Genomic DNA, 22,866 nt, shown 5'->3' with positions numbered 1-22,866 from the left:
AATCATTTTGGCGGAGGGGTGTTAACACTTAGCAAATAAATGTTTGTTAAGGTGAAAGTGGGGGTGAGTGCGCATGTCGAGTAAATATCCAATTATCGCATCAGTGACGAAAGACGATCAGCTCGCAAAGGTTTTAGAAAGTGATGTAACTCGAGTTAATTTAATGACAGGTCATATTGGCAATTTGGAATCTATTGTGGAACAGCTTCACCGAGCAGGTAAACAGGTGTATGTGCACTTGGAAATGGTAGGCGGTCTTGGCAGAGATGCACATGCCGTCGGGTATTTAGCTGAAAAGTTTAAAGTGGACGGGATTGTTACGACGAAATCCAACTCCATAGCAGCAGCTAGGCAAGCCGGCATAAAAAGCATTCAGCGAATCTTCATTATTGATACGGCCGCATTGCAAACGGCAGTCCGCATGATCAACAGCATACAACCGGATGAAGTTGAACTAATGCCAGGCTTAATGCCAAGAGTGATCAAGGAATTGAAAAACATGATTAAACAACCGTTGATTGTCGGAGGGCTTATTCGATACGAAAAAGAAATCGTAGAAGCGCTTGATAGCGGGGCTGACTTCATATCTATTGGAGATCCGAACATGTGGAGTTGCCAATAGATTTACAAAAGATTAAAATATCGATAATTTTCCGCTTACAATCTTCATCTATAGTAGAACTATGATTATCACAAGAACTGATACTTAGGGTCGAGACCATGAGAAAACCCTTGTCCAGGAAATGTGAAAATAAGCAGGAGCATGCTTGTCATTCTCCGAGAAGGCTTGTTTTCGTGTTTTTTCGGATAAGGGTTATTTTTATTGAAAGCGAGGCAGTGCTGTGGCAGAAACATCTAGATTTCCTGAGCGTGGCATCGATGATAAAAGTGGAATCGTGCCTTTTCAGCGAAAACATGCGAGGAAAAGCAATAAGGAGTTGCATGCATTTAAAGGTTACTTATTCGATTTGGACGGTACGATCTATGCGGGCAGTAAGCTTTTGCCGGGTGTGTTGAACACGGTGAACTGGCTGCGTGAGCAAAACAAATCGATCATGTTCGTTACGAATACAACCATTCGTACCAAGGAAAGCGTGCAGTTAAGGCTTACCGAATTAGGCATTTCTTGCGAGGTGAATGAGGTGCTCACGGCCTTGTGTGTGGCTGGGAGATTTTTTCAAGAGCATGAATTGGATGCCCGCGTTCTCATGATTGGTGAACAAGCGATGGAACAAGAATTGGCGCTGTATGGCGTCAAGACGACGCAGGACCCGATGCTGGCGACACATGTGCTTGTCGGTTTGGACAGGCAGTTTACATTTGAGAAGCTAACAGCCGGCGTGAATGCCCTTCGAAACGGGGCCAAGCTGATTGCGGCTAATCCTGATCCCTTTTGCCCGATTGATGATGGGGTGATCCCGGATACTTGGTCGCTTGTCAAAGCACTGGAGACGGCCAGCCTGCAGAAAACGGTCCGTGTGATCGGAAAGCCCTCCGAATACTATGCACAAAAAGCTTTTGACCTGCTGAAAATTCCGCCATCCCAATGTTTGATGGTTGGAGATCGATTATCCACGGATATACAATTCGGTAATTCAAACGACATGTACACCGCTCTTGTACTGACAGGTGCAGACTCTAAGATAGACATCGTTCAAACAGGGATTGAACCTGACTATATTTTAAATCAGCTTAGCGAAATTAAATCCAATAATCTTTAGGAGGAAAAACAATGAAAAAAGCACTGGTCTCACTACTTATGGTCACGATGGTTGCTACAGCTTGCGCGAAGGGAGAGAGCAAACCGGAAACCAAAACAGCTGCAGCACCGACGGCAAGCGCCGAAGCAACGTCAAGCACGAAGCCGGTTGAATTGCAGTTTTACTTTCCAGTGGCCGTTGGTGGGCCAATTACGAAATTGATTGATCAGTTGGCTGACGATTTCCATAAAGAAAATCCGACAATTACTGTAAAACCCGTGTATGGCGGCAGCTATCAGGATACGATGACCAAGGTTGCAACAGCTGTACAAGGGGGGAACTCACCTGACTTAGCGGTACTGCTCTCAACTGATCTGTACAGTTTGCTTTCCATGAAAGCCGTTGAGGATCTGACACCTCGCTTCTCGAAGGATTATTTCAATGGTTTCTACGAAGCTTTTATGGGAAATACGAAGTCGGGCGATACGGTTTGGAGTGTACCGTTCCAACGCAGTACAATCGTGCTCTACTACAATAAGGATTTATTTAAGAAGGCAGGTCTTGATCCTGAGAAGGCACCGGCGAACTGGACGGAACTGAAGGAGTATGCAGCCAAGCTCACGACGAGTGACAAATCGCAGTGGGGGCTTGAAATTCCTAGCACGGGTTATCAATACTGGATGACGCAAGCCCTTTCCCTTCAAACCGGTACGAACATTGTTTCACCTGACGGTAAGCAAGTATTTTTTAACAAACCGGAAGTACAGGAAGCTTTGCAGTTTTACACCGATCTAGGACGCAAGGATAAAGTCATGCCGGAGGGTGCACTCGAGTGGGCAACCGTTCCATCCGATTTCATTAGCGGGAAAACGGCAATGATGTACCACACAACAGGAAATCTGACAAAAGTCAAAACAGATGCGAAATTCAACTTTGGCGTAGCGTTCCTGCCTGCCAATAAAAAGTATGGTTCACCAACTGGCGGCGGCAACCTGTATGTGTTCAAAAACATCCCTGAAGACCACAAAGCAGCATCCATCAAGTTTATTCAATTCCTAACACAGCCTGATCGTGTCGCACAGTGGTCAATTGATACAGGTTATGTAGGTACTACAAAAGCCGCTTATGAGACAGACAAGCTGAAAAACTACATTAAGGATTTCCCGCAAGCAGCCGTAGCAAGGGATCAACTAAAATATGCGGACAGCGAGCTTTCTACCTATCAGAATGGCCAAGTAACAAAGCTGTTTAACGATAATATCCAAGCAGCGTTGCTGGGAACAATGACGCCGAAAGAGGCATTGGACAAATCGCAGCAGCAAGCGGATGACATTTTGAAAAACTTTCAAAAATAGCAGCGTCTGATAGCGAAAACGAAAGGGAAGTGTTCGGCTAATGGAGGTTAACTCCCTGTTATGCCTGCACTTCCCTTCCGCTCGCTTTCACGAGTTTGTGAGATTAGAGGGGGATGTATTCGATGCAACCGGCACTTCGTACAAAAAGCAAGATCAACTGGAGATTACATGGTTTCGCCTATGCGCTGCTCATGCCCTCACTGCTGTTCTTAGGGGTATTTACGTTTTACCCTATACTGAAGTCGATATATTGGAGTTTCTATAGCTCTGAATTCACAGACAAGACATTTGTCGGGTTTGATCAATATGCGCATGTTTTTCAGGACGATATTTTCCTCAAAGTTTTAAAAAATAATGTACTGCTAGCTATTGGTACGGTTCCTGTGAGTATTTTGTTGGCCATGTATGCAGCCATTTGGGTGAATAATAAGCTCAGAGGTACCGGCTTGCTGCGTGCGCTATTTTTCTACCCGACAGTCATTCCGATGATCGCTATAGCAAATATATGGTTGTTTATTTATACACCCAGTTATGGGTTGCTTGATAAGTTTCTTGGCGTATTTAGCATACCTGCTCCGCATTGGCTAGGCGATCCGCATTGGGTCTTATTTTCGATGATGCTCATGGTGATTTGGAAGGAAGCCGGCTTTTTTATGATTTTTTACTTGGCTGGCTTGCAGAATTTACCGAAGGAAGTCTATGAAGCTGCAGCAATGGAAGGGGCAAGCCCTCTGCAGACCTTCAGAAGGATTACGTTCCCGCTCTTAATGCCGACAACGCTATTCGTTATGATTATTGCCACGACGAATTCTTTTAAATTGGTTGATCACCTGTATGTAATGACGAAAGGCGGCCCGAACAACGCAAGCAACTTGCTGTTGTACCATATTTATGAGACGGCTTTTAGCTTTTGGGATATGGGAAAAGCCTCGGTCCTTACCGTTGTTCTACTCGTTATTCTACTGAGTATTTCTATTTTTAATTATGCATTTCTGGATAAACGTATCCATTACTAGAGAGGGGTCAGCGTCATGGTCGTTAGGATCACCAACCGGTTTGTCATTGCGCTGCTGGCTATTGTTTTTGCAGTTCCGCTCATATGGGCAGTTTTCACCTCGTTTACACCGTCCAGTGAGGTCATCACCCGTGTAAATCCCTTTGCCATTGAGCATCCCACCATTCAAAATTATATGAACGCTTGGCATACCATTCCTTTCCTTCGCTATTATTCCAATACGATTATCATCGTCTTCGGCGTGCTGGCTGCACAGCTGATAACGGCAACCCTTGCCGCTTATGCGTTTGCCAGATTGAATTTCGCAGGACGAAGCTTCATGTTTATGTTGTTTCTTGTTCAAATTATGATCCCGCCGGACATTCTCATTTTTCCGAATTACACGATTATGAAAGAGCTAGGCCTTGTTGACACCAAATTGGCGATTATGCTGCCTTATTGGGCCTCTTCGTTCAGTGTGTTCCTGCTCAGGCAAACGTTTAAGCAAATCCCGATGGACTTGGACGAAGCTGCGAGAATGGACGGATGTCGTTGGTGGCAAATCCTCTGGCACGTCTATTTGCCTTCAGCCAAGTCAACCTATTTGGCCTTTGGCTTAATCTCCGTCAGTGCGCATTGGAATGATTTCATGTGGCCGCTCATCGTAACGAATTCCATTGAAACGAGACCGTTGACTGTAGGGATTGCGATTTTTGCACAATCTTTTGAGACGGGAGCGCAATGGGGGACTGTAACAGCGGCTACGGTATTGGTGATCTTGCCTCTTCTATTGGCCTTTTTCGTGTTCCAACGTCAGTTTGTGGAAAGCTTCATGCATTCAGGGATTAAATAATAGGGGGAATTGAAATGAAATGGCACAATGAAAAGACGTTGGTCGTGGCACACCGTGGGGCTTCAAGTGAAGCACCTGAAAATACGATGGCTGCTCTTCGATTAGCGCTAGAGCAGCAATGCAATGCGATTGAGCTGGATATTCATCTCACGCAGGATGGGGAAATCGTAGTGTGCCACGATGAAACGCTGGACCGGACCACGAATTTGCGCGGTGGCATTGGCGAGATGACGTTGACAGATATCCGGCAGGCAGATGCGGGCACTTGGTTTTCAGATGCATATGCCGGGGAGCCTATCCCTTTGCTCCGTGAAGTCCTGGAGCTGGTACCGCCGGAAATAGCTTAAATGTGGAGCTGAAGGTAAGCTATGGCGGCAGCATAGAGCACAAGGTCGTCGCCTTGCTGCGTGAATACGGGCGGCTAAGCTCAGTGATCTTTTCCTCCTACGATCATCGCATGTTATACCGCCTTAAGCAGCTGGCGCCTGAAGCCCGAATTAGCCTCGTCTATGACGGCAAGCTGCTGCGTCCGCTTCGATTGATTGAGGATTTTGAATTGGAGGTAGAAGCGGTTTCTTTGCATCATACGATGGTTGAACGTGAGGACGTCATCGCGATTCGCAACAGCGGCAGACAGGTCATTGTCTGGACAGTGAATGAGGAAGAAGCAATGAAACGGATGCTGGATTGCGGGGTTTCAGCAATTATTACGGATTATCCAGCGAAATTAAGGCGGATTATGGGTTAGTTTGATGGGGAAAAGAGGCACAAATTGATCTTGCATGCGTCAGCTATAAGCGCCATCTCAACAGCATTTTCCGTTTTATGGATAAAAAGGAGAAACTTTCTTCCTGCAAGCGCGTCAAATGGTTATAGCCGTTTGTCCTCTTGGCTTAACTAAACTTGGAGGTTTGATGCAATGAATTTATTTTTTCTGTCAAGCAGGAAGAAAAAATCCTCGCTATCCCTGAGTCTTGCAATGTCTTTTTCGTTATTCGTCAGCGTATCGCCATCTGTGCAAGCTGAAGTCGCAACGCCTGCGACAGCCGACGCTAAAGCTGTCCAAATCACTGATGTTGGTGGCCGCCCTTATGTACTGGACGATAAAGGTGACGTTTGGGGCACCTCTATTTCATCCCGAGCGTATAGAATGGATCTTATTCGCGATCCTGCCCATCTGGAGAAGGTAGATGGTTTGAACAAGGTTACAAGCATCGTTGCCACAGGGAGCTCTGCATTTGCATTAAAAGAAGACGGTACAGTCTGGAATGTAGAATATGTAGAATCTTCCAATAGCGCGGAGAAAGACAAGTGGGGGTTGTATACGCCAAAGTTGTTGACCCAGGTTCCCAAGTTGAAGCACATTGTGAAAATTGAGCCATATATGGCCGTTGATAAAGACGGTAAGCTCTGGATATGGGAAGACATCGCCAGTTCTGCCAAAACAGGCGACTGGGAAAAGTATTTTTCATCCATGCAGACGGAACCTGTGTTAGCCAACGGAATCGATCATATTAAAGACCTATCGGGCTCAACAGTTCTTAAGGATGATGGAACGGTTTGGACTTGGGAATGCGGCCTCCGGGGTTGTGATATCTTCAACGTGATGCGCTTCAACAATCCGATACAGATTCAGGGGCTTACAGACATCGTAAAGCTTGGTCAAGGTACTTCCCCTGATCAGCTCGCTCTGAAAAAGGATGGTACGGTGTGGATCTGGGGAGGAGGTTATCTGTCCAATCCCAAATTTGATGGTTCCGGAATAGATGAGCCGCCAGCACCAATAGAGGGTTTGTCGGATATTATTGATATTTCTAGAGGTCCTGAACACATTGTAGCACTGAAAAAAGACGGAACGGTTTGGGCTATGGGGTATTTCCCTCGAGATTATGCACATTTGAACAATACGTTGGATATTGAAAATTATCGGTCTCTTTATCAAGTGGAGGGCTTATCGGACGTCACTGCTGTTTTCTCGGGTGATCGTACGGATGCTGTCATCAAAAAAGATGGTTCCTTATGGATGTGGGGCTATGATTGGCAAGGACTGTATGGGCCGGCATGGTCCTTCCAATTAACACCCGTACAAGTGGAAGTAAAACCTATACCGTCTACATCTCGGCGCTGATAGGACGAATCAAATAAAAAAGCGGCAGTCTAGAACTTTTTACAAGTCTCTAGCTGCCGCTTTTTATTATGCGGAATGGTTTATTTGTTATCATATTCTGACTAAGTTTCGTTGGAGCACAGTATCACCTGGTTGCGGGGTGAAAGGAGTATTCGTAACACCTGTTACATTCGTAATCAGTTTTGGATCTTCGTTTTGTTGACATGAACACCAACGCTCCTCTCCTCTACTAGTTCAGTAGATGTCAAAACTGCGTTAATTGTTTGTATAGTTGCCCTGATCATTTGCTGATCATTTGTGAATACCAAACGGAGCAGTCGTCGCGGCGATGGGTTAATTTCCAAATTTATGAATAAATAATTTGACGAGCCAGAATTTAATGAAAAAATAAAATTATTGTTTTTCCGCCATTACTTTTTCTTGAAAAGAGAGCCAAGAGTAGCATTCTCTTCGATCGTGACACTTCTGCTTTTTGAAATGCCGATCCTTTGGGCTGCATAAATGCCGGTGTGACCTGAAAACATGAAGCTAATGATGCAGCCGATGAACATATACACAGCACCTTCCGCTCCGAAAAGTTCAATGCCCATAATAAAACAAGCAATTGGCGTGTTGGTTGCGCCGCTGAAAACAGAGATAAAACCAATTGCCGCCAGGAATGGAGCGGATAGATGTAAGTAATGAGCTAGCGAACTTCCTAGCGTCGAGCCAATTACAAATAATGGGGTGACTTCTCCGCCTTGAAAACCTGCGCCTAAAGTGACCGAGGTAAAGATGGTTTTAAGCAAGAAGGTAAGAGGGGCTACACTCTCACTGAATGACTGCTGTATCAGCGGAATACCCAAGCCGAGATAATCTCTTGTACCAAAAAGGTACACCATTCCGATAATGACGAATCCCCCACAAAAGCTCTTCATGACCGGATTCTTGAAAACTTTTGAAAATAATGCCTTTAGACGATGGGTTAATTCACTAAAGAGTAAGCCTGCTAATCCAAACAAGACGGAAGCCATCACGATTTTCAACAAGAGAAGGGTACTAAAATCCGGTACTGCCCCCATGGAATAATGAAGATGATGGATTCCCCAAGATGTGGTAACTTTATCCGCTATGAAACTTGCAATAAAACAAGGGATCAGGGCTTCGTACCGGACGAGGCCAATCACAAGAACTTCAAGGCCAAATACCGTGCCCGCTAGGGGAGTACCGAAAACAGAGCCAAAACCGCTGCTGATTCCACACATCAAAATGATTTTACGATCGAATGGATTGAGCTTAAGGACTTTACCAATCCATTCGGATAAACTTCCCCCCATTTGTACGGCTGTTCCTTCACGGCCTGCCGAACCTCCGAACAAATGGGTGACGAGAGTTCCAAATAGAACGAGCGGCGCCATTCGGAAAGGGATCTTTCCATTGCCTTCGTGTATTTGTTCCAAGATAAGGTTATTGCCTTTAGACGAGTCTTTGCCGAATTTAACGTATAAGTAACTGACCATAGCTCCACCGACAGGCAAAAGCCATAACAACCATGAATGGTTCGTCCGTGTATTCGTAGCCCAATCCAAACTCGCCAAGAACAGAGCAGACGCAGAACCTGTAAAAATACCGACAAGTCCACCAATTACAATCCACTTGAGCATAGAAGCAAGGATTCCAAAGTGAATCCACCGTTCTGCATAGCCCTTCATCCTTAACGTATGACTTTGGAAATAACGTTTCAACTTCTGTCTCTCCTTTATCGTGCAGGTATACACAAAAAAACTCCTACCAGTTTCATGCCAAATAAACTGGTAGGAGTTATTAGCGCAAAGGCGGTTAATGGCGAACTCCATCGCCTATAAAATTATCAGTACCTTCATTAGTATACGCATATCCGGTATTTATATCAAGCGTGTTGTCGTTTTTTAGCTATCGGAGCAAGGTGTAACCACTTGCAGAACAACTATTTATTCATTATAGTCCATGTAAGAACATACAAGTGCGAAGCTGGAGGTCAGAGGATGTATGGACTTATTGAAATATACAATAAGTTAAGTTTAAGGGTGAGGCTAACATTATCCTATATCGTGCTCATCGTTGTATCTATGACAGTGCTGGGAATAGGCTATTACATTAAGAGCTCTCAAGTGATTCTTCAGAATGCCAGCGGCACCTATTTGGGATTAGTGAAAACGAGTAATAAGTCCTTAGATGCCAAATTTGCCACCGTCGAACAAAGTGCAATTAACATGCATCTGGATGAGGAGTTGTTCGAGCTCTTTAATACGACTGACTTGCAAGTTAGGCAGTTAGATTATGAAACAGATCGGAAAATCACTAGAATTTTACAGAAATATTTCCCTTCATCGGAGGATTTCTTTTCCGTCAATTTGGCGACGAAGGATTACATGTTTGGCGGAAACCCTAATTTCTGGATTCCAAAGAAGGATTTTTCCTCCTCTGACATTTACCAAACCGGTCTGAAGGCTATAGACAAAACAATATGGATTCCAACCTACAACTTGCTGGAAAAGTACTTCGCCTCTTCGGCAGCGGCAAGTAGGAAAGATCAAAATGTGTTTACTGCTGCGCGATTTATTAACTTATCCCGTGTCACGAACAACCTGCTGAAAGGCATGGATAAAGATGCTGAGCGCCCGATTCTCCTCGTTAATTTTCAAGAATCGATGATCAGTAGAGCATTCAAGGAAAGCTTGGTTATAAAGGACTCGTATTACTATGTATTTACGAAGGATATGGAAGTAATTTCGACTTCCGATCAATCCGGTGATAAGTTGTTAGATCAAGAATGGACGCGCAGCTTGTTGGACGCTGAAAGCGGCACACGCTATGTTCAGATTAACGGTGAAAAAATGGTCGTCTGCTTCGATCAGATGGCCACGACGGGCTGGATTTCGGCGGTGTTCATTCCGTATGACAATTTGCTGAAAACGGTGCCTAATATGTTCAGTTACACGCTCTACTCCACAGTGTTGATTCTGATACTGTCCATCTTTCTGGCATCTTTGTTCTCAAGCCGGATTACAATGCCTCTCAAAAAATTGCTGTGGGGGATTAAACAGATCGGGGAAGGGAATTTTAACGCGAGAATTGAAACGCATGGGACTAGTGAAGTGAACCTCATTATTCATAAATTTAATCACATGAACGATAAAATTCAGACTCTGATTAAAGAAAACTATGAGACAAGTCTGAAGGAGATCGAGGCGGAGCTCAAAGCGTTAAATTTTCAATTCAATCCGCATTTTCTGTACAATACGTTGAACATCATTAATTATTTAGCCATTGAGAACAAGCAAACGGTTATTAGTAATATGCTCGTGGATCTGTCAGAAATGCTGGAATATACCGCCAAGAAGTCCGGCGAAGTTACTCTTGGTGAAGATGTGAGTTATCTGAAAAGTTATGATTATATCATGAAGCAGCGGTTTGAAGACAAATTTCAAATTCAGTATGACATTGACCCTGCGCTTTACGGTTACACAGTGCCTAAATTTTTCTTGCAGCCTTTCATTGAAAATGCCATTATTCATGGATTGGAGGATTGCGAGGAGGGTGGCTCTATTCGTGTTTCGGGTCACATTGCGGGTAATTTGAGGGTTTTCACCATACAAGACAATGGCAAGGGGATGGAGGAGTCGGTGTTGTCTCGCATTCTGGCCATTTCGGATACGGAAACTACAGGAAATAGCAAATCTATTGGAATAGAAAATGTGAATAAACGGGTTAAGCTGATTTATGGGGAGCCGTATGGTGTAACCATTGAATCGCAATTGTTGGCAGGTACGAAAGTAACGATTATTTTGCCTATGCCATAACGATATTACCTCTAGCGCGGTCGTTCGTTTTGCGATCATGCTAGAGGTTTTTGCGATAAATAAGTGGGCATGAAACTGTTTTCATTGCAAAAGTCCACCATTTTACGATTTTTAGAGTAGGATCCGTGGTAGAGGTCACGATATGATGAAAGCGTAAACAAGAAAACGCTTCAGGAGGGGTAAGCATGAATAGAAACATAAAAACGATATCGGGTTTATTAGCCATCTCATTTCTTGCAGGATGCTCAACAGGCGGATCAGCAGGAAGTGCAGGCTCAACAGGAGACAGTTCCCAGACAGGTCAGAAGGAAATTGAAATTTCCTACTGGAGACCACAAGCCAGCGGTCCGGAAGACGAATTTTACGTAAGAAGAGTTGAAGAGTTTAATAAGGCCAATCAAGGTAAGATTAAGTTGAAGATGGAGCCGATTACGAGAGGAAACTCCTTTGCTTACGAGGATAAAATCAACGCTGCCGTAGCTTCCCACACGCTGCCGGATGTCGTATCCATGGATGGTCCGAATGTTGCCAACTATGCCGCATCCAATATCATCATTCCGCTTGATGACTATTTCACCAAAGAAGACTTGAACGATTTCGTTCCATCCATTATTCAGCAGGGCACATATAAAGAGAAATTTTATGCTGCAGGTCTGTCCGAATCCTCTGTGGTGCTATTCTACAACAAGAAAATCATGAAACAGTTCGGCATCGAACCCCCGACGAAAATTGAAGACGCCTGGACCTGGGACCAGTGGTACGATGTCATGAAAAAGACGGCTTCCAAAGAGATGTTCGGTACCAATATGATTAACGACAAAGGCGAGTGGATGACGTACGCATTCGAACAGCTGTGGATTTCTGCCGGTACCGATATTGTCAATAAGGAAGGCAATACCTCGCAAGGCTGGGTTAACAGCGACAAGGGGATGGATGCAGCAAAATTCCTGCAGAAATTGGCGAACGAGAAGCTGTTCAATATCGATCCGAAACCGACGGAATTCGAAGAGGGCAAAGCGGCAACGAAACTTGGAGGTCCTTGGAATATTCCAGGGTTCAAAAATTATCCGGATTTGGAATGGGGGATTACGTACTTCCCCAAGAAGGCCGGCGGCAGCATTAGCTCGCCATCAGGCAGCTGGGCGATTGGCGTAACAACGGATAGCAAGCATCCGAAGGAGGCGGCTGAAGTTGTGAAATGGATGACGAACAAGGAGAGCTCCTCGCAGCTTGCCAAAGCGACCAGTATGCCCGCTAGCAGAAAATCAGCATACGACAGCTTGCCGGAATACAATGATCTGCCGATGAGAGTGATTAAAGAACAAGTAACAACGGTTTCTCATGCCAGACCCGTGACACCTGCTTATCCCGTATTAACTCAGAAATTTGCTGAAGCCTTGACGGACATCATGATGGGAGCAGATGTGAAGAAATCGCTCGATCAGGTGGCATCCTCTTATGATGAAGAGTACAAGCGTAATTTTAAGTAACTTTTAAGAAGGAGGCTCTTGCGGCACTTGGATATCCGAACTTAGGAAAAGGTGCCGCATGACGCTTGCCATATATAAAGTAAGACTTAATTGGAGAGGAGTGAGGGTGAGCCCATGCAAAGTGCCAGTTCACAAATTCAAATTCAGAGCAGCAAGAAGTCCAGGCTTTCGTCAATCGGGCATCAAAAGCGGAGAGAAGCGTTAACGGGTTATTCCTTCATTCTACCAGCTGTTATCCTGCTCATCCTGTTTTTACTATTGCCTTTCATGCTAGCTGTTGTATTCGGCTTTACGAAGTTTAACTTGCTGAGACCGGATCAAATTAAATTTATCGGCCTGGACAATTACTTCATGTTGTTCAAAGATAAGCTTTTCTATAAATCGCTGTACAATACACTTTATTTCACCATTATTGTTGTTCCTGTTCAATCCGCAGTAGCGCTTATGCTCGCTTTGCTAGTCAATAATCAATTGAAGCTTAGAAATGTGTTTCGGATTGCTTACTTCAGTCCGGTGATTACTTCCATGACCGTGATCGCCATCCTCTGGATCTCACTATACAATCCAAATGAAGGGTTGATTAACTCCGCCTTACAGTTTCTCGGTATCCCGAAGCAGCCTTTCCTGCGCAGCGCGGATCAAGCCATGAACGCCATTATCTTCATGTCCGTTTGGCAAGCCGCCGGTTATCAAATGATGATTTTTCTGGCAGGATTGCAGAGCATTCCTAAGGATCTATATGAAGCGTCTGCGATGGACGGGGCGAATAGGGTACAGCAGCTGCGTTTTATAACCATTCCAAGCTTATACAATGTGATTGTGTTCGTATTAACCATTACGACGATTCAAGCCGTAAAACTGTTTACACAACCTTATGTGATGACGAACGGCGGACCTGAAAATTCAACACGAACGCTTGCGCTGTTGATTTACCAGCAAGGGTTTCAATTCAGAAATGCCGGATATGCTTCAGCGGTATCCGTTATTTTCTTCCTGATTGTCATTGCCATTTCATTTTCTATGAGAAAGTTTTTTAAAGACAGAGGATAGGAAAGAGGAGAGACACGTGACTGATCGTAAGTTAAAAGTATTCATCTATGCATCCAACCTTGTCATGACGGTGCTCTTCATTATTCCGCTTTTGTGGATGGTAGTCTCATCCCTTAAACCGGAGAATCAGATTTTTGCGGATTTAGGCTCACTCAAGTCTTTACTTCCTACGCATATTACGTTTGACAATTATATACGTGCATTCGATCGTATTCCGATGATGAAATACTTGTTTAATAGCTTGTTTTACGTCTCAATTATTGGAATCAGTGGTCTAGGAGTCAATTCAATATGCGGATATGCCTTGGCAAAGCTTCAATTTAAAGGGAAAAGCATTATTCTAACCGCCATTATCGCATTGATGATCGTTCCTTTCGAAAGCATCGTGATGCCGCTTTACTTTGTCGTCAATAGTTTAAGCTGGGTGAATACGTGGTTTGCCTTGATTGTTCCTTTTATAGCCAATTGCTTCAGCATCTTCATGTTCCGTCAGTTTTTCATGGATATTCCAAACGAACTTCTAGAATCCGCAGCTATTGACGGTTCATCACCGATCAAAACTTTCTTCAAAATCGTCGTGCCATTGTCGGGTCCTGTATTTACAACGGTATTTATTTTGGATTTCATTTCTCATTGGGGCGATTTCATGTGGCCTATCCTGGTTACCACAGGTGAATCGCTGCGGAACATCCAACTGGGAATTCAAACCTTTTTCACCTTGCCGCCTATCTTCTATGGACAAATTATGGCGACGCTCACGTTCACTACCCTACCCATCGTGCTCATTTTTCTGCTTCTTCAGAAATACTATGTGCAGGGCATTACGAGCACAGGGATTAAAGGTTAATCTAAAGGTCAAACGAAGAAAAATAAATGTCAATGAAGCGAGGGAATCTAATGTTACAAGATCGTTATAGACCTAATTTTCATTTTACGCCGCAGCAGCAGTGGATGAACGATCCGAATGGTCTGGTATATTTCCAAGGCGAGTACCATCTGTTCTACCAGTATCACCCGGATGGCACAACATGGGGGCCTATGCACTGGGGGCATGCGATTTCCAAGGATTTGGTCTCTTGGGATCATATGCCGGTCGCACTGGAGCCGGACGAGCATGGTTATATTTTCTCCGGCAGCGCTGTCGTTGATTGGGAGGATACATCCGGGTTCTTTGGCGGCGGTGCCGGTCTGGTCGCGATTTTTACGCATCATGACAACGCGGGAGAGAACGGATCTGTCAGGGAGCGCCAAAGCTTGGCTTATAGTTCTGATTCGGGAAGAACCTGGACCAAGTACAGCGGGAACCCGGTGTTAGCTGACACGCGGTTTCCGGATTTCCGGGATCCCAAAGTTTTCTGGCATACCAAATCCAAGCGATGGATCATGATTTTGGCATCAGGGCAAACCGTGAGCATCTATCACTCTCCAAATCTGAAGGAATGGACTTTCGCAAGTCAGTTTGGAGAAGGGGAGGGCTCGCACATCGGCGTTTGGGAATGCCCGGATTTATTCGAGCTTCCTGTTGACGGCGATCCTTCCCATACCAAGTGGGTAATGCTGGTTAGTATTGGAAATGCGCCGGAATATCCGGAAGGATCCAGAACGCAGTATTTTATCGGGCAATTCAACGGCACCGAGTTTAAGAATGATGACGCTGCCGAGTCGGTTAGATGGCTTGATGGCGGGAGAGATAATTACGCCGGGGTCAGCTGGTCAGACCTACCGGCCGAAGATGGCCGACGCATCTATATCGGGTGGCTCAGCAACTGGAAATACGCACAGGTAACGCCGACGGAAGGATGGCGCAGTGCCATGACGCTTCCCAGAACGTTGGGATTGCGGAGTCGGGCAAATCGCATCCTGCTTGTTCAACGCCCTGTTCAGGAACTGGATCAATGGAAGACGGACACGATGCAGTGGAACGATCTGCTCATTGAACCGGGATACAATCCATTGTCTGGGCTTGCCCTGACCAGCTTTATGCTGGAGGCAGAGTTTGAGTTGCAGACGGCAACGGAATTCGGTTTTAAGGTGCGGACATCAAAGGAATATGAAACCGTGGTAGGTTATTTGGCAGAGGCACAAGAGCTCTTCGTCGATCGAACACAATCTGGAAAAACGGACTTCCATACAGACTTTCCCGGGAGACATGCGGTCGAAGCGGAAGCAGTCGATGGCCGACTTGTGCTTAGGATCTGGGTGGACCGCTGCTCTGTTGAAGTATTCGCTGGAGAGGGAGAAGCGGTGATTACGGATTTGCTATTCCCGATAGATGAGCAACCTGGCTTGGCGGTTTATGCAAAGCATGGTAACGTTAGGCTAGCGTCGCTGAGCATCTCCTCAATATTCGTATAGGCGCATTCAGGTAAGGAGGCTTACATGCATAACATTCTGGTCGTGGATGATGAAGTCATACAACGAAGAGTACTCGCCCAAATGATCAGGAATGCAAGACCGGAGTGCAGCGTCTTGGAGGCCAAGAATGGCCAAGATGCTCTGGATGTCATTCGTAATAGCAACATTGACATTGTTTTTACTGATATTAAGATGCCCGTTCTAGATGGATTGACTTTCATTGAGAAGATGAACGATTCGCCACATAAGATTAGAGTGATTATCCTTAGCGGCTACCGGTATTTTGAATATGCACAAAAGGCCATTCAATTGGGTGCATTCGATTATTTGGTCAAGCCGCTTAAAGAAGAGAGCATACGTACGGTTTTGGATAAGGTTGATCAAAGTATTCAGCAAGAAACTAAACATGTGCAAGCCAATGAGCAGATTAAAAGGCAGCTGGATCGGACATTAACAGCTTATTATGAGAATCTGCTCACCGATTGGGTGTATGGAGGTGTCACTGCCTATCAATGTAAGGAGCTGCGGGAGCAGTTCGACTTGGGGGATATAGGAATTATTACAGTTGCCAGAATCCATCAGAACAGTATTCTGCTGGATTCACTGGACGTCGAGAACCACGTAAAATGCGCTTTGCTCAGCAGTTTGGAGGAGAAAGCAGCGTTGTTCGGATCATCAATCTCCTTCTTCTCAAGAAAGGATAAGGAGTTGCTGATTACCGTCATGACGTCACCATACTTGCGTGATATTGATTATCAACGGATTGCGCAAGAGATGGAAGAACTTGCTCTAAACATGTCTGGGCAGTTTGACATCGAGCTGACGATTGGCGTTGGAGAGTGCCGCGAAGATATGATGCATGAAGCGAGACATTCCTTTAAAGAGGCAGTAACAGCGGTGCCATTTCGATATTTTCTGCCTGACCGCCATGTTATTCAATATTCCGAAGTCCGAACGCTCATCCGGCCTATGCATTATGATTATGCAAGAGAGGAAGAGCAGTTCAAAGAGGCGATCCGTAAAAATAGAAACGAGGACATCTTGAGATTAGCCGACGATTGGTTCGATTTGGTCGTAACCGGAGGGTTTCCTCATCCGGATCATTGGCAGCAAACTGTGCTCCGGATGGTTTCGGCCATAGCGGTGGTTATCAAAGATTTTGTTACGGATCAAGCCTACAAGCAAGTGTTGTCGGATACCTCGGAGGATCTCTCCACAAGTCCGAGTTTCCACATTTGCAGGAGCCGATTCGGGAAAGTCCTGCTGCAATGGTCGGAACTGCTGAAGATGAGCCGATCCAAAAAACACGAATCTGTCGTGGAAACCTGTATGAAATACATCGACACGCATTATATGGAAGACTTGTCGCTCGATGCGGTGGCTGCGCACTTATTTTTCAGCCCTAATTATGTCAGCATGATGTTGAAAAATCACTTAGGTGTAACATTCAGCAAATATTTATCGGATGTCCGGATAAAAAAAGGAATTGAACTGCTGGAAAACAGCGATATGAAAGTATACGAAATTGCTTCTAATGTTGGCTTTAAAGATGACAAGTACTTTTACCGTGTATTTAAAAGCAGATTCGGGATGACACCTGACGAGTACCGGAGGCATCAGCATTTGGTTCATTTGACAAAGGATTGACATTTCATAGGGGGATAAACATGAGAACGGTATACACAATCGGGGAAGCATTAATCGATTTCATCCCTGCGGAAACAGGCGTTCCACTGCATGCAGTCATCTCTTTCAGCAAGGCAGCGGGCGGTGCCCCGGCCAATGGCGCTTGTACCGTCGCGAAGCTTGGAGGGCGAAGCGCCTTTATCGGCAAGCTGGGTGCTGATGCATTCGGCGATTTTTTGATAGAAACGTTGGAGCAGACTGGTGTGGACACCCGGTACGTATCCCGCACATCGGAGGCTAATACGGCGCTAGCGTTCGTTAGTTTGCAAAAAGATGGCAGCCGTGATTTTGCCTTCTATCGTAAGCCAAGTGCAGATATGTTGTTGGATGAGGCGGATATTGAAGCATGCCGGTTTGAATGGGGAAGTTTGCTGCACTTTGGTTCCGTTGACTTGATTGAGGCACCGGTAAAATATGCGCACATTCGCGCAATAGAATCCGTCAAGCGCGCAGGCGGCTTCATCAGTTTCGATCCAAACGTAAGGCTTCCGCTCTGGGAAAGCGCAGAAATGTGCAGGCAAACGATTCTGGCCTTTATTCCATACAGCAACTTGATTAAAATTAGCGATGAAGAGCTGACCTTTATCACCGGTATTCGTGATGAGGCAGAAGCTATCGCTTCCCTGTTTGTCGGTGATGTAGGGAGCGTGCTGTTGACGCGTGGTTCACGAGGCGCCACATGGTTCACGAAGGATGGAACATTCCGTGTGTCTGTGCCAGGGCATAAGATTAACGCAATAGATACGACGGGGGCAGGGGATTCTTTCATCGGGGCGGTGTTGTTTCAGCTAAGTCGAGAAGTAAGTGACCCTGTTCGGCTAACTGAAAAACGAATGCATGAAATACTCGTATTTGCGAATGCAGCGGCGGCTTTGACAACGACACGTTACGGCGCAATACCGGCGCTGCCAACTTATGACGAAGTCGCTCATTTTATGGAGCAAGCCTCCTTTACGGCTGATGAATAAGTCAAACCTTGCAAAGGCAGTTTTTGTAAGCGATTTAAAAACTATTTGACAAATCCTGCACAGGGGACTATTCTAAAATTACTTAAACGTTTACGTAAACCATTAGATGTTATGCAAAGTAGGGAAATTACCGTATGAATCCTCCGACAATTAAAGATGTGGCCAAGGCAGCGAATGTTTCTGTTGCTACGGTTTCCCGGGTGCTTCATAACCTCGCCGGCTATTCAGACAGGACCAGACAAAAGGTTATGCAAGCGGTGGAAGAACTGGGTTATCAACCTAACGCAATTGCAAGAGGGCTCGTTAATAAGAGGACTCAGACCATTGGCGTCTTGTTTCCGCATGTGTCCAGCAGCTTCTCATCCGATATTCTTCATGGTATTGAGGAGACTGCTCAAGAAAAAGGGTTCAGTGTCATTGTGTGCAATACGGCTGAAGAAGGCAAGCGGACCATGAAGTATCTGCAAGTTCTAAGGGAGAAGCAGGTAGATGGCATTGTTTTCACAAGTGAAGTGCTGAAGGATGAATACTATCAAGCAATCAAGGAAATGCGAGTTCCCGTCATACTTGTAAATACAATGTCTCAAAAACATATGATCCCGTATGTCAAAGTCGATGATCGTCAAGCAGCCTACCATGCGACAAATTATCTCATTCAGAAGGGACACCGGGAAATCGCTATGATTAGCGGTTCGCTTAAGGATCAGATAGCGGGTTATCCACGCTTGGAGGGGTACCGTCAGGCTTTGGCTGACAATGGCATTGAATACCTTGAATCGCGCGTAGCCATTGGTGGTTTTCAATTGGAGCGCAGCAGAGAGGCTATGAAGAAGCTGCTGACAGAATCGCCTCCTTTTACAGCTGTGTTCGCGGCAAGCGATGAGATGGCCATTGGTGCCATGAATTATGCCTTTGAACAAGGGCTCAAGATTCCGGATGATCTTTCGATCATAGGTTATGATGATTTGAAATTTGCAAGAATGGTCTACCCGCCGCTGACGACCATCCATCAACCATTGACCATGATGGGACGTTTGGCCTCAGAGAAGCTGATTTCTTTAATTGAACAAAGTGAAATGCAAGTGTCGAGCAGCATCGTAAGCCATCAATTGGTGGAAAGACAAACCGTGCGATCCAAGCCTTGAAAAGGGCTTCTTTTTCAGAATTTTAAGTAAACGTTTAACCTAAATGTCTGCTACATGAAGGGCTTAGAGTCATAAAAATGAACAAGTTTCATTATTTATAGGTGGTGATGTGAAGCAAGTTGGTTCGTTCTTTTTTTTCTCCCTTAAGTAAACGTTTACTCTTACTGAAGCTTAGTCTTACTCATATTTATTCTTTTATAAAATGGAGGTTTCTTCGATGAAAAAAACAGTTACAACGATTTGTACAAGCGTCCTTGCTCTTTCCGTCCTAGCAGGCTGTGGTGGCGGGAAGACGAACAGTGAATCTGCTTCCAATCCGGCAACTTCAGCTGCTCCCGGAGAGAAAGTGAAACTCGAGTTCTTCCAGAATAAAGCGGAAGCGAAAGCCTCCTTCGATGCGCTGGTAAAAAAGTTTAACGATGCGAATCCGAACATCATCGTGACTCAAGTTAACCCGCCGGATGCGGAAACTGTTCTTAAGACGCGTGTTGCCAAAAAAGATGTACCTGATGTTATTGGTCTCGGAGCAACGGATACGTATGCTCAGCTATCCAAGAGCGGATTATTTGCAGATTTTTCGAACGATTCTCTGACAGCCAATATCCAGCCTTCCTACATAAACATGTTGAAAAAACTGACAGGAAGCGATCAACTTAGCGCGATTCCTTTTACTGCGAATGCAAGCGGTGTTATTTACAATAAAACGATGTTTAAGGAGCTTGGCCTAAGCGTTCCGAAAACCTGGGATGAATTGCTGGCTACCGCGCAAAAAGTGAAGGATGCCGGTAAAACTCCGATCTATTTGACGATCAAAGACTCTTGGACGGTGATGGTGCCATTTAACTCCTTGTCAACCAACATCTTGGGTATTGATTTCTATGACAAGAGATCAAAAGGTTCAGTGAAGTTTGACAGCCCGGAATTCCGTGAAGTAGCTGACAAGCAATTAAAGCTTCTGGATTTTGGCCAAAAGGATATGATGGGCAAAGGTTACAACGATGGTAACACGGCTTTTGCTAAAGGTGAATCTGCTATGTATCTGCAAGGTGTATGGGCTATTCCTGAAATCAAAAAAGCGAATCCTAGCATAGATTTGGGTGTATTCCCATTCCCGGCAACCAACGACCCGGCTAAAAATAAAGTTATTTCCGGCGTGGATACCCTGCTGACGATTTCCAAAAGCAGCAAGCATCCTGAAGAGGCCAAGAAATTTATTGAATTCATGCTAAAAACGGAAAACGTTCAAACTTACATTGATGAGCAAAAAGCGTTCTCTGCTGTGAAAAATGTGAATCAAACCGATGCCAGTGTACAGGATCTGAATGCTTCGTTCACGAGCGGCGCTATTGAGGACTTCTCCGATCACTACATTCCTGGTGCTGTTAAAGCGGATACGATTATCCAAAGCTACCTGCAGAAGAAAGATGTCAATGCTTATGTGAAACAATTTGATACCGAGTGGGATAAAGTTGCTAACCGCAAGTAAGCGCCGACACATATAGAAGAGAGCGCCATAAGGTGCTCTCTCCCTATTTATAAAGGAGGTTCATCATGGTTTCAAAAAAAGCGGCGTTTTACAGTATGGCAATACCAGCGTTGCTACTGTTTTTCGCTTTTCATACCTTTCCAGCTCTACAGGGCATTTATTACGCATTCACGAATTGGGATGGGTATAGCGAAGGGTACGATTTTATAGGTTTTAAAAATTTTATCAACCTCTTTCAAGATGTCAATGTGATTAACTCCTATTTGTTTACGTTTAAATACGCGATCGTCGTTACGATATTCATTAATGTAATAAGCTTGCTCATTGCACTAGGTCTTAACTCACGTATTAAATACCGTAATTTCTTCCGGGGTGTTTATTTTCTCCCTAACGTGCTTGGCGTACTCATTGTCAGTTATATCTTCAACTATCTATTTTCCAACGTTGTTCCTACCATGGGGGAGAAATTAGGAATCGAGTTCCTTTCCACCAACATCCTGGGCAATGAACAATGGGCATGGATCGGGATCGTAATTGTAGCTGTATGGCAAGGCATTGCGTTTAATACGATTCTATATCTCTCTGGACTTCAAACGATTCCACAAGATATCTATGAAGCTTCCTCTTTGGACGGGGCCGGTAAATGGCAGACGTTTTGGAAAATTACATTTCCCATGATCTCCTCTTTTTTCACGATCAATATGGTCCTTGCCATGAAGGGATCCCTGATGGTTTTTGATCAGATCGTTGCATTGACAGGAGGCGGACCTGGTCGCGCGACTCAGTCCATTGCCTTCTTGATTTATCAAGGCGGCTTCCAAGGCGGAGAGTTTGCGTACCAATCCGCGAATGCCGTCATTTACTTTATCGTGATTGTCGTCATCTCTGTCCTACAGCTTAAATTTTTGCAGAAACGGGAGATGGAAGCCTAATGACCAAACACTCCACGAACTGGATCGTCTCAATTTTGATCGCACTGGGATCATTGCTCATTTTGTTCCCTTTATATATGGCGGTTGCCATTGCCCTAAAGAATCCGGAGGAAATGGCGAAATCGGTCTTTTCGCTGCCAACGGGGTTGCACTTTGAAAACTTCGCAAATGCGATTGAAGCGACCGACTTTTTCACGGCTTTTGGGAACAGCTTTGTAATTACCGTCTGTTCCGTTGGTTTCATACTTCTGACCAATTCACTCGTTTCCTATGCGATTGCGCGAAATATGAACAACAAGTTTTTTAAAGGTTTATATTTTTATTTCATCAGTGCCATGTTCATTCCATTCCAAATTATTATGCTTCCAATTGTAAAGCTGACAACGAATTTGCATATGAACAACATGCCTGGATTAATAATTCTCTACATCGTGTACGGACTTGCTTTTAACATTTTTGTTTATGTCGGGTATATCCGCACGATACCGATTGAATTGGAAGAAGCCGCTACAGTTGACGGTGCTTCCACGTACGGCACCTTCTGGCGCATTATATTCCCTCTTCTTGCGCCGATCAATGCGACTATCGCCATATTAAGCTGTTTGTCGACGTGGAATGATTTTATGCTGCCGCTTATTATTTTAGGCAAACCGGAATCATATACGCTTCCATTGGTGCAGTACGTATTTCAAGGCCAGTTCAGCACGGATTTCAACTTGGCTTTTGCCTCGTATCTGCTTGCGCTTGCCCCAATGGTAATCGTCTATCTGATTGCGCAAAAGTGGATTATAAATGGGATCACGCAAGGTGCTGTGAAGTAGAAAGTCACATCAGGAACACCCTGAGATATAGCAAATGGCAGTGCCCCTATTTCGGGCACTGCCATTTTTTCGATAAGTGTAC

The 22,866-nt window shown here is 44.9% G+C and carries 20 protein-coding genes and 1 riboswitch; of the genes, 19 read left to right on the top strand and 1 reads right to left on the bottom strand.

Annotated elements, in window-relative coordinates:
- The first annotated feature begins 73 nt into the window (after positions 1–73).
- From RQP52_RS12910 to RQP52_RS12875, 8 genes are all read left to right on the top strand, one after another.
- Complete coding sequence (locus RQP52_RS12910; RefSeq protein ID WP_315951944.1) at positions 74–622, top strand: glycerol-3-phosphate responsive antiterminator; 549 nt, start codon at positions 74–76, stop codon at positions 620–622.
- 220 nt (positions 623–842) lie between these two features.
- Complete coding sequence (locus RQP52_RS12905) at positions 843–1,721, top strand: HAD-IIA family hydrolase (protein WP_315951942.1); 879 nt, start codon at positions 843–845, stop codon at positions 1,719–1,721.
- 11 nt (positions 1,722–1,732) lie between these two features.
- Positions 1,733–3,055, top strand: coding sequence for an ABC transporter substrate-binding protein (locus tag RQP52_RS12900; protein WP_315951941.1), 1,323 nt, complete (start codon positions 1,733–1,735; stop codon positions 3,053–3,055).
- Between the two features lie 122 nt (positions 3,056–3,177).
- Positions 3,178–4,071: a carbohydrate ABC transporter permease gene (locus RQP52_RS12895; RefSeq protein ID WP_315951940.1), complete on the top strand. Its 894-nt coding sequence runs from the start codon at positions 3,178–3,180 to the stop codon at positions 4,069–4,071.
- Positions 4,072–4,086: 15 nt separating this feature from the next.
- The gene (locus RQP52_RS12890; RefSeq protein WP_315951939.1) at positions 4,087–4,902 is read left to right on the top strand and encodes a carbohydrate ABC transporter permease; all 816 of its coding nucleotides are present in this window, start codon (positions 4,087–4,089) and stop codon (positions 4,900–4,902) included.
- A 14-nt stretch (positions 4,903–4,916) separates the two neighbouring features.
- Positions 4,917–5,249 (top strand): glycerophosphodiester phosphodiesterase family protein, encoded by a 333-nt coding sequence (locus RQP52_RS12885; RefSeq protein ID WP_315951938.1) that lies wholly within the window; start codon positions 4,917–4,919, stop codon positions 5,247–5,249.
- Positions 5,250–5,251: 2 nt separating this feature from the next.
- A complete protein-coding gene (locus RQP52_RS12880; protein WP_315951937.1) occupies positions 5,252–5,650 on the top strand; it encodes a glycerophosphodiester phosphodiesterase in 399 nt (132 codons plus the stop codon).
- A 171-nt stretch (positions 5,651–5,821) separates the two neighbouring features.
- The gene (locus tag RQP52_RS12875; protein WP_315951936.1) at positions 5,822–7,030 is read left to right on the top strand and encodes an RCC1 domain-containing protein; all 1,209 of its coding nucleotides are present in this window, start codon (positions 5,822–5,824) and stop codon (positions 7,028–7,030) included.
- Between the two features lie 410 nt (positions 7,031–7,440).
- Here RQP52_RS12875 and RQP52_RS12870 read toward each other — a convergent pair whose 3' ends face one another.
- On the bottom strand, positions 7,441–8,721 hold the full coding sequence (locus RQP52_RS12870; protein WP_315952238.1) for a voltage-gated chloride channel family protein: 1,281 nt from the start codon (positions 8,719–8,721) through the stop codon (positions 7,441–7,443).
- 96 nt (positions 8,722–8,817) lie between these two features.
- A riboswitch (Fluoride riboswitch) is annotated at positions 8,818–8,878 on the bottom strand.
- 155 nt (positions 8,879–9,033) lie between these two features.
- Between RQP52_RS12870 and RQP52_RS12865 the strand changes: the two genes are divergently transcribed.
- The 11 genes from RQP52_RS12865 to RQP52_RS12815 all read left to right on the top strand — a co-directional run bounded on the left by RQP52_RS12865 (position 9,034) and on the right by RQP52_RS12815 (position 22,784).
- Entirely contained in the window at positions 9,034–10,851 is a 1,818-nt protein-coding gene (locus RQP52_RS12865; protein ID WP_315951935.1) for a cache domain-containing sensor histidine kinase, read from the top strand.
- A gap of 185 nt (positions 10,852–11,036) precedes the next feature.
- On the top strand, positions 11,037–12,341 hold the full coding sequence (locus RQP52_RS12860; protein ID WP_315951934.1) for an extracellular solute-binding protein: 1,305 nt from the start codon (positions 11,037–11,039) through the stop codon (positions 12,339–12,341).
- 114 nt (positions 12,342–12,455) lie between these two features.
- Positions 12,456–13,391 carry a carbohydrate ABC transporter permease gene (locus RQP52_RS12855; RefSeq protein WP_315951933.1) on the top strand — a complete coding sequence of 312 codons (936 nt, stop codon included), beginning with the start codon at positions 12,456–12,458 and terminating at the stop codon, positions 13,389–13,391.
- A 16-nt stretch (positions 13,392–13,407) separates the two neighbouring features.
- Positions 13,408–14,238: a carbohydrate ABC transporter permease gene (locus RQP52_RS12850; protein WP_315951932.1), complete on the top strand. Its 831-nt coding sequence runs from the start codon at positions 13,408–13,410 to the stop codon at positions 14,236–14,238.
- 50 nt (positions 14,239–14,288) lie between these two features.
- Positions 14,289–15,746, top strand: coding sequence for a glycoside hydrolase family 32 protein (locus RQP52_RS12845; protein WP_315951931.1), 1,458 nt, complete (start codon positions 14,289–14,291; stop codon positions 15,744–15,746).
- 24 nt (positions 15,747–15,770) lie between these two features.
- On the top strand, positions 15,771–17,393 hold the full coding sequence (locus RQP52_RS12840; protein WP_315951930.1) for a response regulator: 1,623 nt from the start codon (positions 15,771–15,773) through the stop codon (positions 17,391–17,393).
- Positions 17,394–17,413: 20 nt separating this feature from the next.
- Positions 17,414–18,400 carry a PfkB family carbohydrate kinase gene (locus tag RQP52_RS12835; protein WP_315951929.1) on the top strand — a complete coding sequence of 329 codons (987 nt, stop codon included), beginning with the start codon at positions 17,414–17,416 and terminating at the stop codon, positions 18,398–18,400.
- A 134-nt stretch (positions 18,401–18,534) separates the two neighbouring features.
- Positions 18,535–19,545 (top strand): LacI family DNA-binding transcriptional regulator, encoded by a 1,011-nt coding sequence (locus RQP52_RS12830; protein WP_315951928.1) that lies wholly within the window; start codon positions 18,535–18,537, stop codon positions 19,543–19,545.
- 217 nt (positions 19,546–19,762) lie between these two features.
- Positions 19,763–21,031 carry an ABC transporter substrate-binding protein gene (locus RQP52_RS12825; protein ID WP_315951927.1) on the top strand — a complete coding sequence of 423 codons (1,269 nt, stop codon included), beginning with the start codon at positions 19,763–19,765 and terminating at the stop codon, positions 21,029–21,031.
- Between the two features lie 65 nt (positions 21,032–21,096).
- Complete coding sequence (locus tag RQP52_RS12820; RefSeq protein WP_315951926.1) at positions 21,097–21,963, top strand: carbohydrate ABC transporter permease; 867 nt, start codon at positions 21,097–21,099, stop codon at positions 21,961–21,963.
- Positions 21,963–22,784: a carbohydrate ABC transporter permease gene (locus RQP52_RS12815; protein WP_315951925.1), complete on the top strand. Its 822-nt coding sequence runs from the start codon at positions 21,963–21,965 to the stop codon at positions 22,782–22,784. Before RQP52_RS12820 ends, RQP52_RS12815 begins: the two co-directional genes overlap by 1 nt.
- Positions 22,785–22,866: the final 82 nt, after the last annotated feature.

Source organism: Paenibacillus violae, assembly GCF_032461945.1.
Taxonomy (GTDB): Bacteria; Bacillota; Bacilli; order Paenibacillales; family NBRC-103111; genus Paenibacillus_E; species Paenibacillus_E violae.
The sequence above is the reverse complement of the archived record's forward strand: the minus strand, read 5'-3'. Positions and strand labels throughout refer to the sequence as shown.

Excerpts from the sequence above, each read along its gene's own strand:
- RQP52_RS12910 (WP_315951944.1), top strand. The coding sequence starts at position 74 with ATGTCGAGTAAATATCCAATTATCGCATCAGTGACGAAAGACGATCAG.
- RQP52_RS12900 (WP_315951941.1), top strand. The coding sequence starts at position 1,733 with ATGAAAAAAGCACTGGTCTCACTACTTATGGTCACGATGGTTGCTACA.
- RQP52_RS12895 (WP_315951940.1), top strand. The coding sequence starts at position 3,178 with ATGCAACCGGCACTTCGTACAAAAAGCAAGATCAACTGGAGATTACAT.
- RQP52_RS12890 (WP_315951939.1), top strand. The coding sequence starts at position 4,087 with ATGGTCGTTAGGATCACCAACCGGTTTGTCATTGCGCTGCTGGCTATT.
- RQP52_RS12885 (WP_315951938.1), top strand. The coding sequence starts at position 4,917 with ATGAAATGGCACAATGAAAAGACGTTGGTCGTGGCACACCGTGGGGCT.
- RQP52_RS12875 (WP_315951936.1), top strand. The coding sequence starts at position 5,822 with ATGAATTTATTTTTTCTGTCAAGCAGGAAGAAAAAATCCTCGCTATCC.
- RQP52_RS12870 (WP_315952238.1), bottom strand. The coding sequence starts at position 8,721 with ATGAAGGGCTATGCAGAACGGTGGATTCACTTTGGAATCCTTGCTTCT.
- RQP52_RS12865 (WP_315951935.1), top strand. The coding sequence starts at position 9,034 with ATGTATGGACTTATTGAAATATACAATAAGTTAAGTTTAAGGGTGAGG.
- RQP52_RS12860 (WP_315951934.1), top strand. The coding sequence starts at position 11,037 with ATGAATAGAAACATAAAAACGATATCGGGTTTATTAGCCATCTCATTT.
- RQP52_RS12855 (WP_315951933.1), top strand. The coding sequence starts at position 12,456 with ATGCAAAGTGCCAGTTCACAAATTCAAATTCAGAGCAGCAAGAAGTCC.
- RQP52_RS12845 (WP_315951931.1), top strand. The coding sequence starts at position 14,289 with ATGTTACAAGATCGTTATAGACCTAATTTTCATTTTACGCCGCAGCAG.
- RQP52_RS12840 (WP_315951930.1), top strand. The coding sequence starts at position 15,771 with ATGCATAACATTCTGGTCGTGGATGATGAAGTCATACAACGAAGAGTA.
- RQP52_RS12835 (WP_315951929.1), top strand. The coding sequence starts at position 17,414 with ATGAGAACGGTATACACAATCGGGGAAGCATTAATCGATTTCATCCCT.
- RQP52_RS12830 (WP_315951928.1), top strand. The coding sequence starts at position 18,535 with ATGAATCCTCCGACAATTAAAGATGTGGCCAAGGCAGCGAATGTTTCT.
- RQP52_RS12825 (WP_315951927.1), top strand. The coding sequence starts at position 19,763 with ATGAAAAAAACAGTTACAACGATTTGTACAAGCGTCCTTGCTCTTTCC.
- RQP52_RS12820 (WP_315951926.1), top strand. The coding sequence starts at position 21,097 with ATGGTTTCAAAAAAAGCGGCGTTTTACAGTATGGCAATACCAGCGTTG.
- RQP52_RS12815 (WP_315951925.1), top strand. The coding sequence starts at position 21,963 with ATGACCAAACACTCCACGAACTGGATCGTCTCAATTTTGATCGCACTG.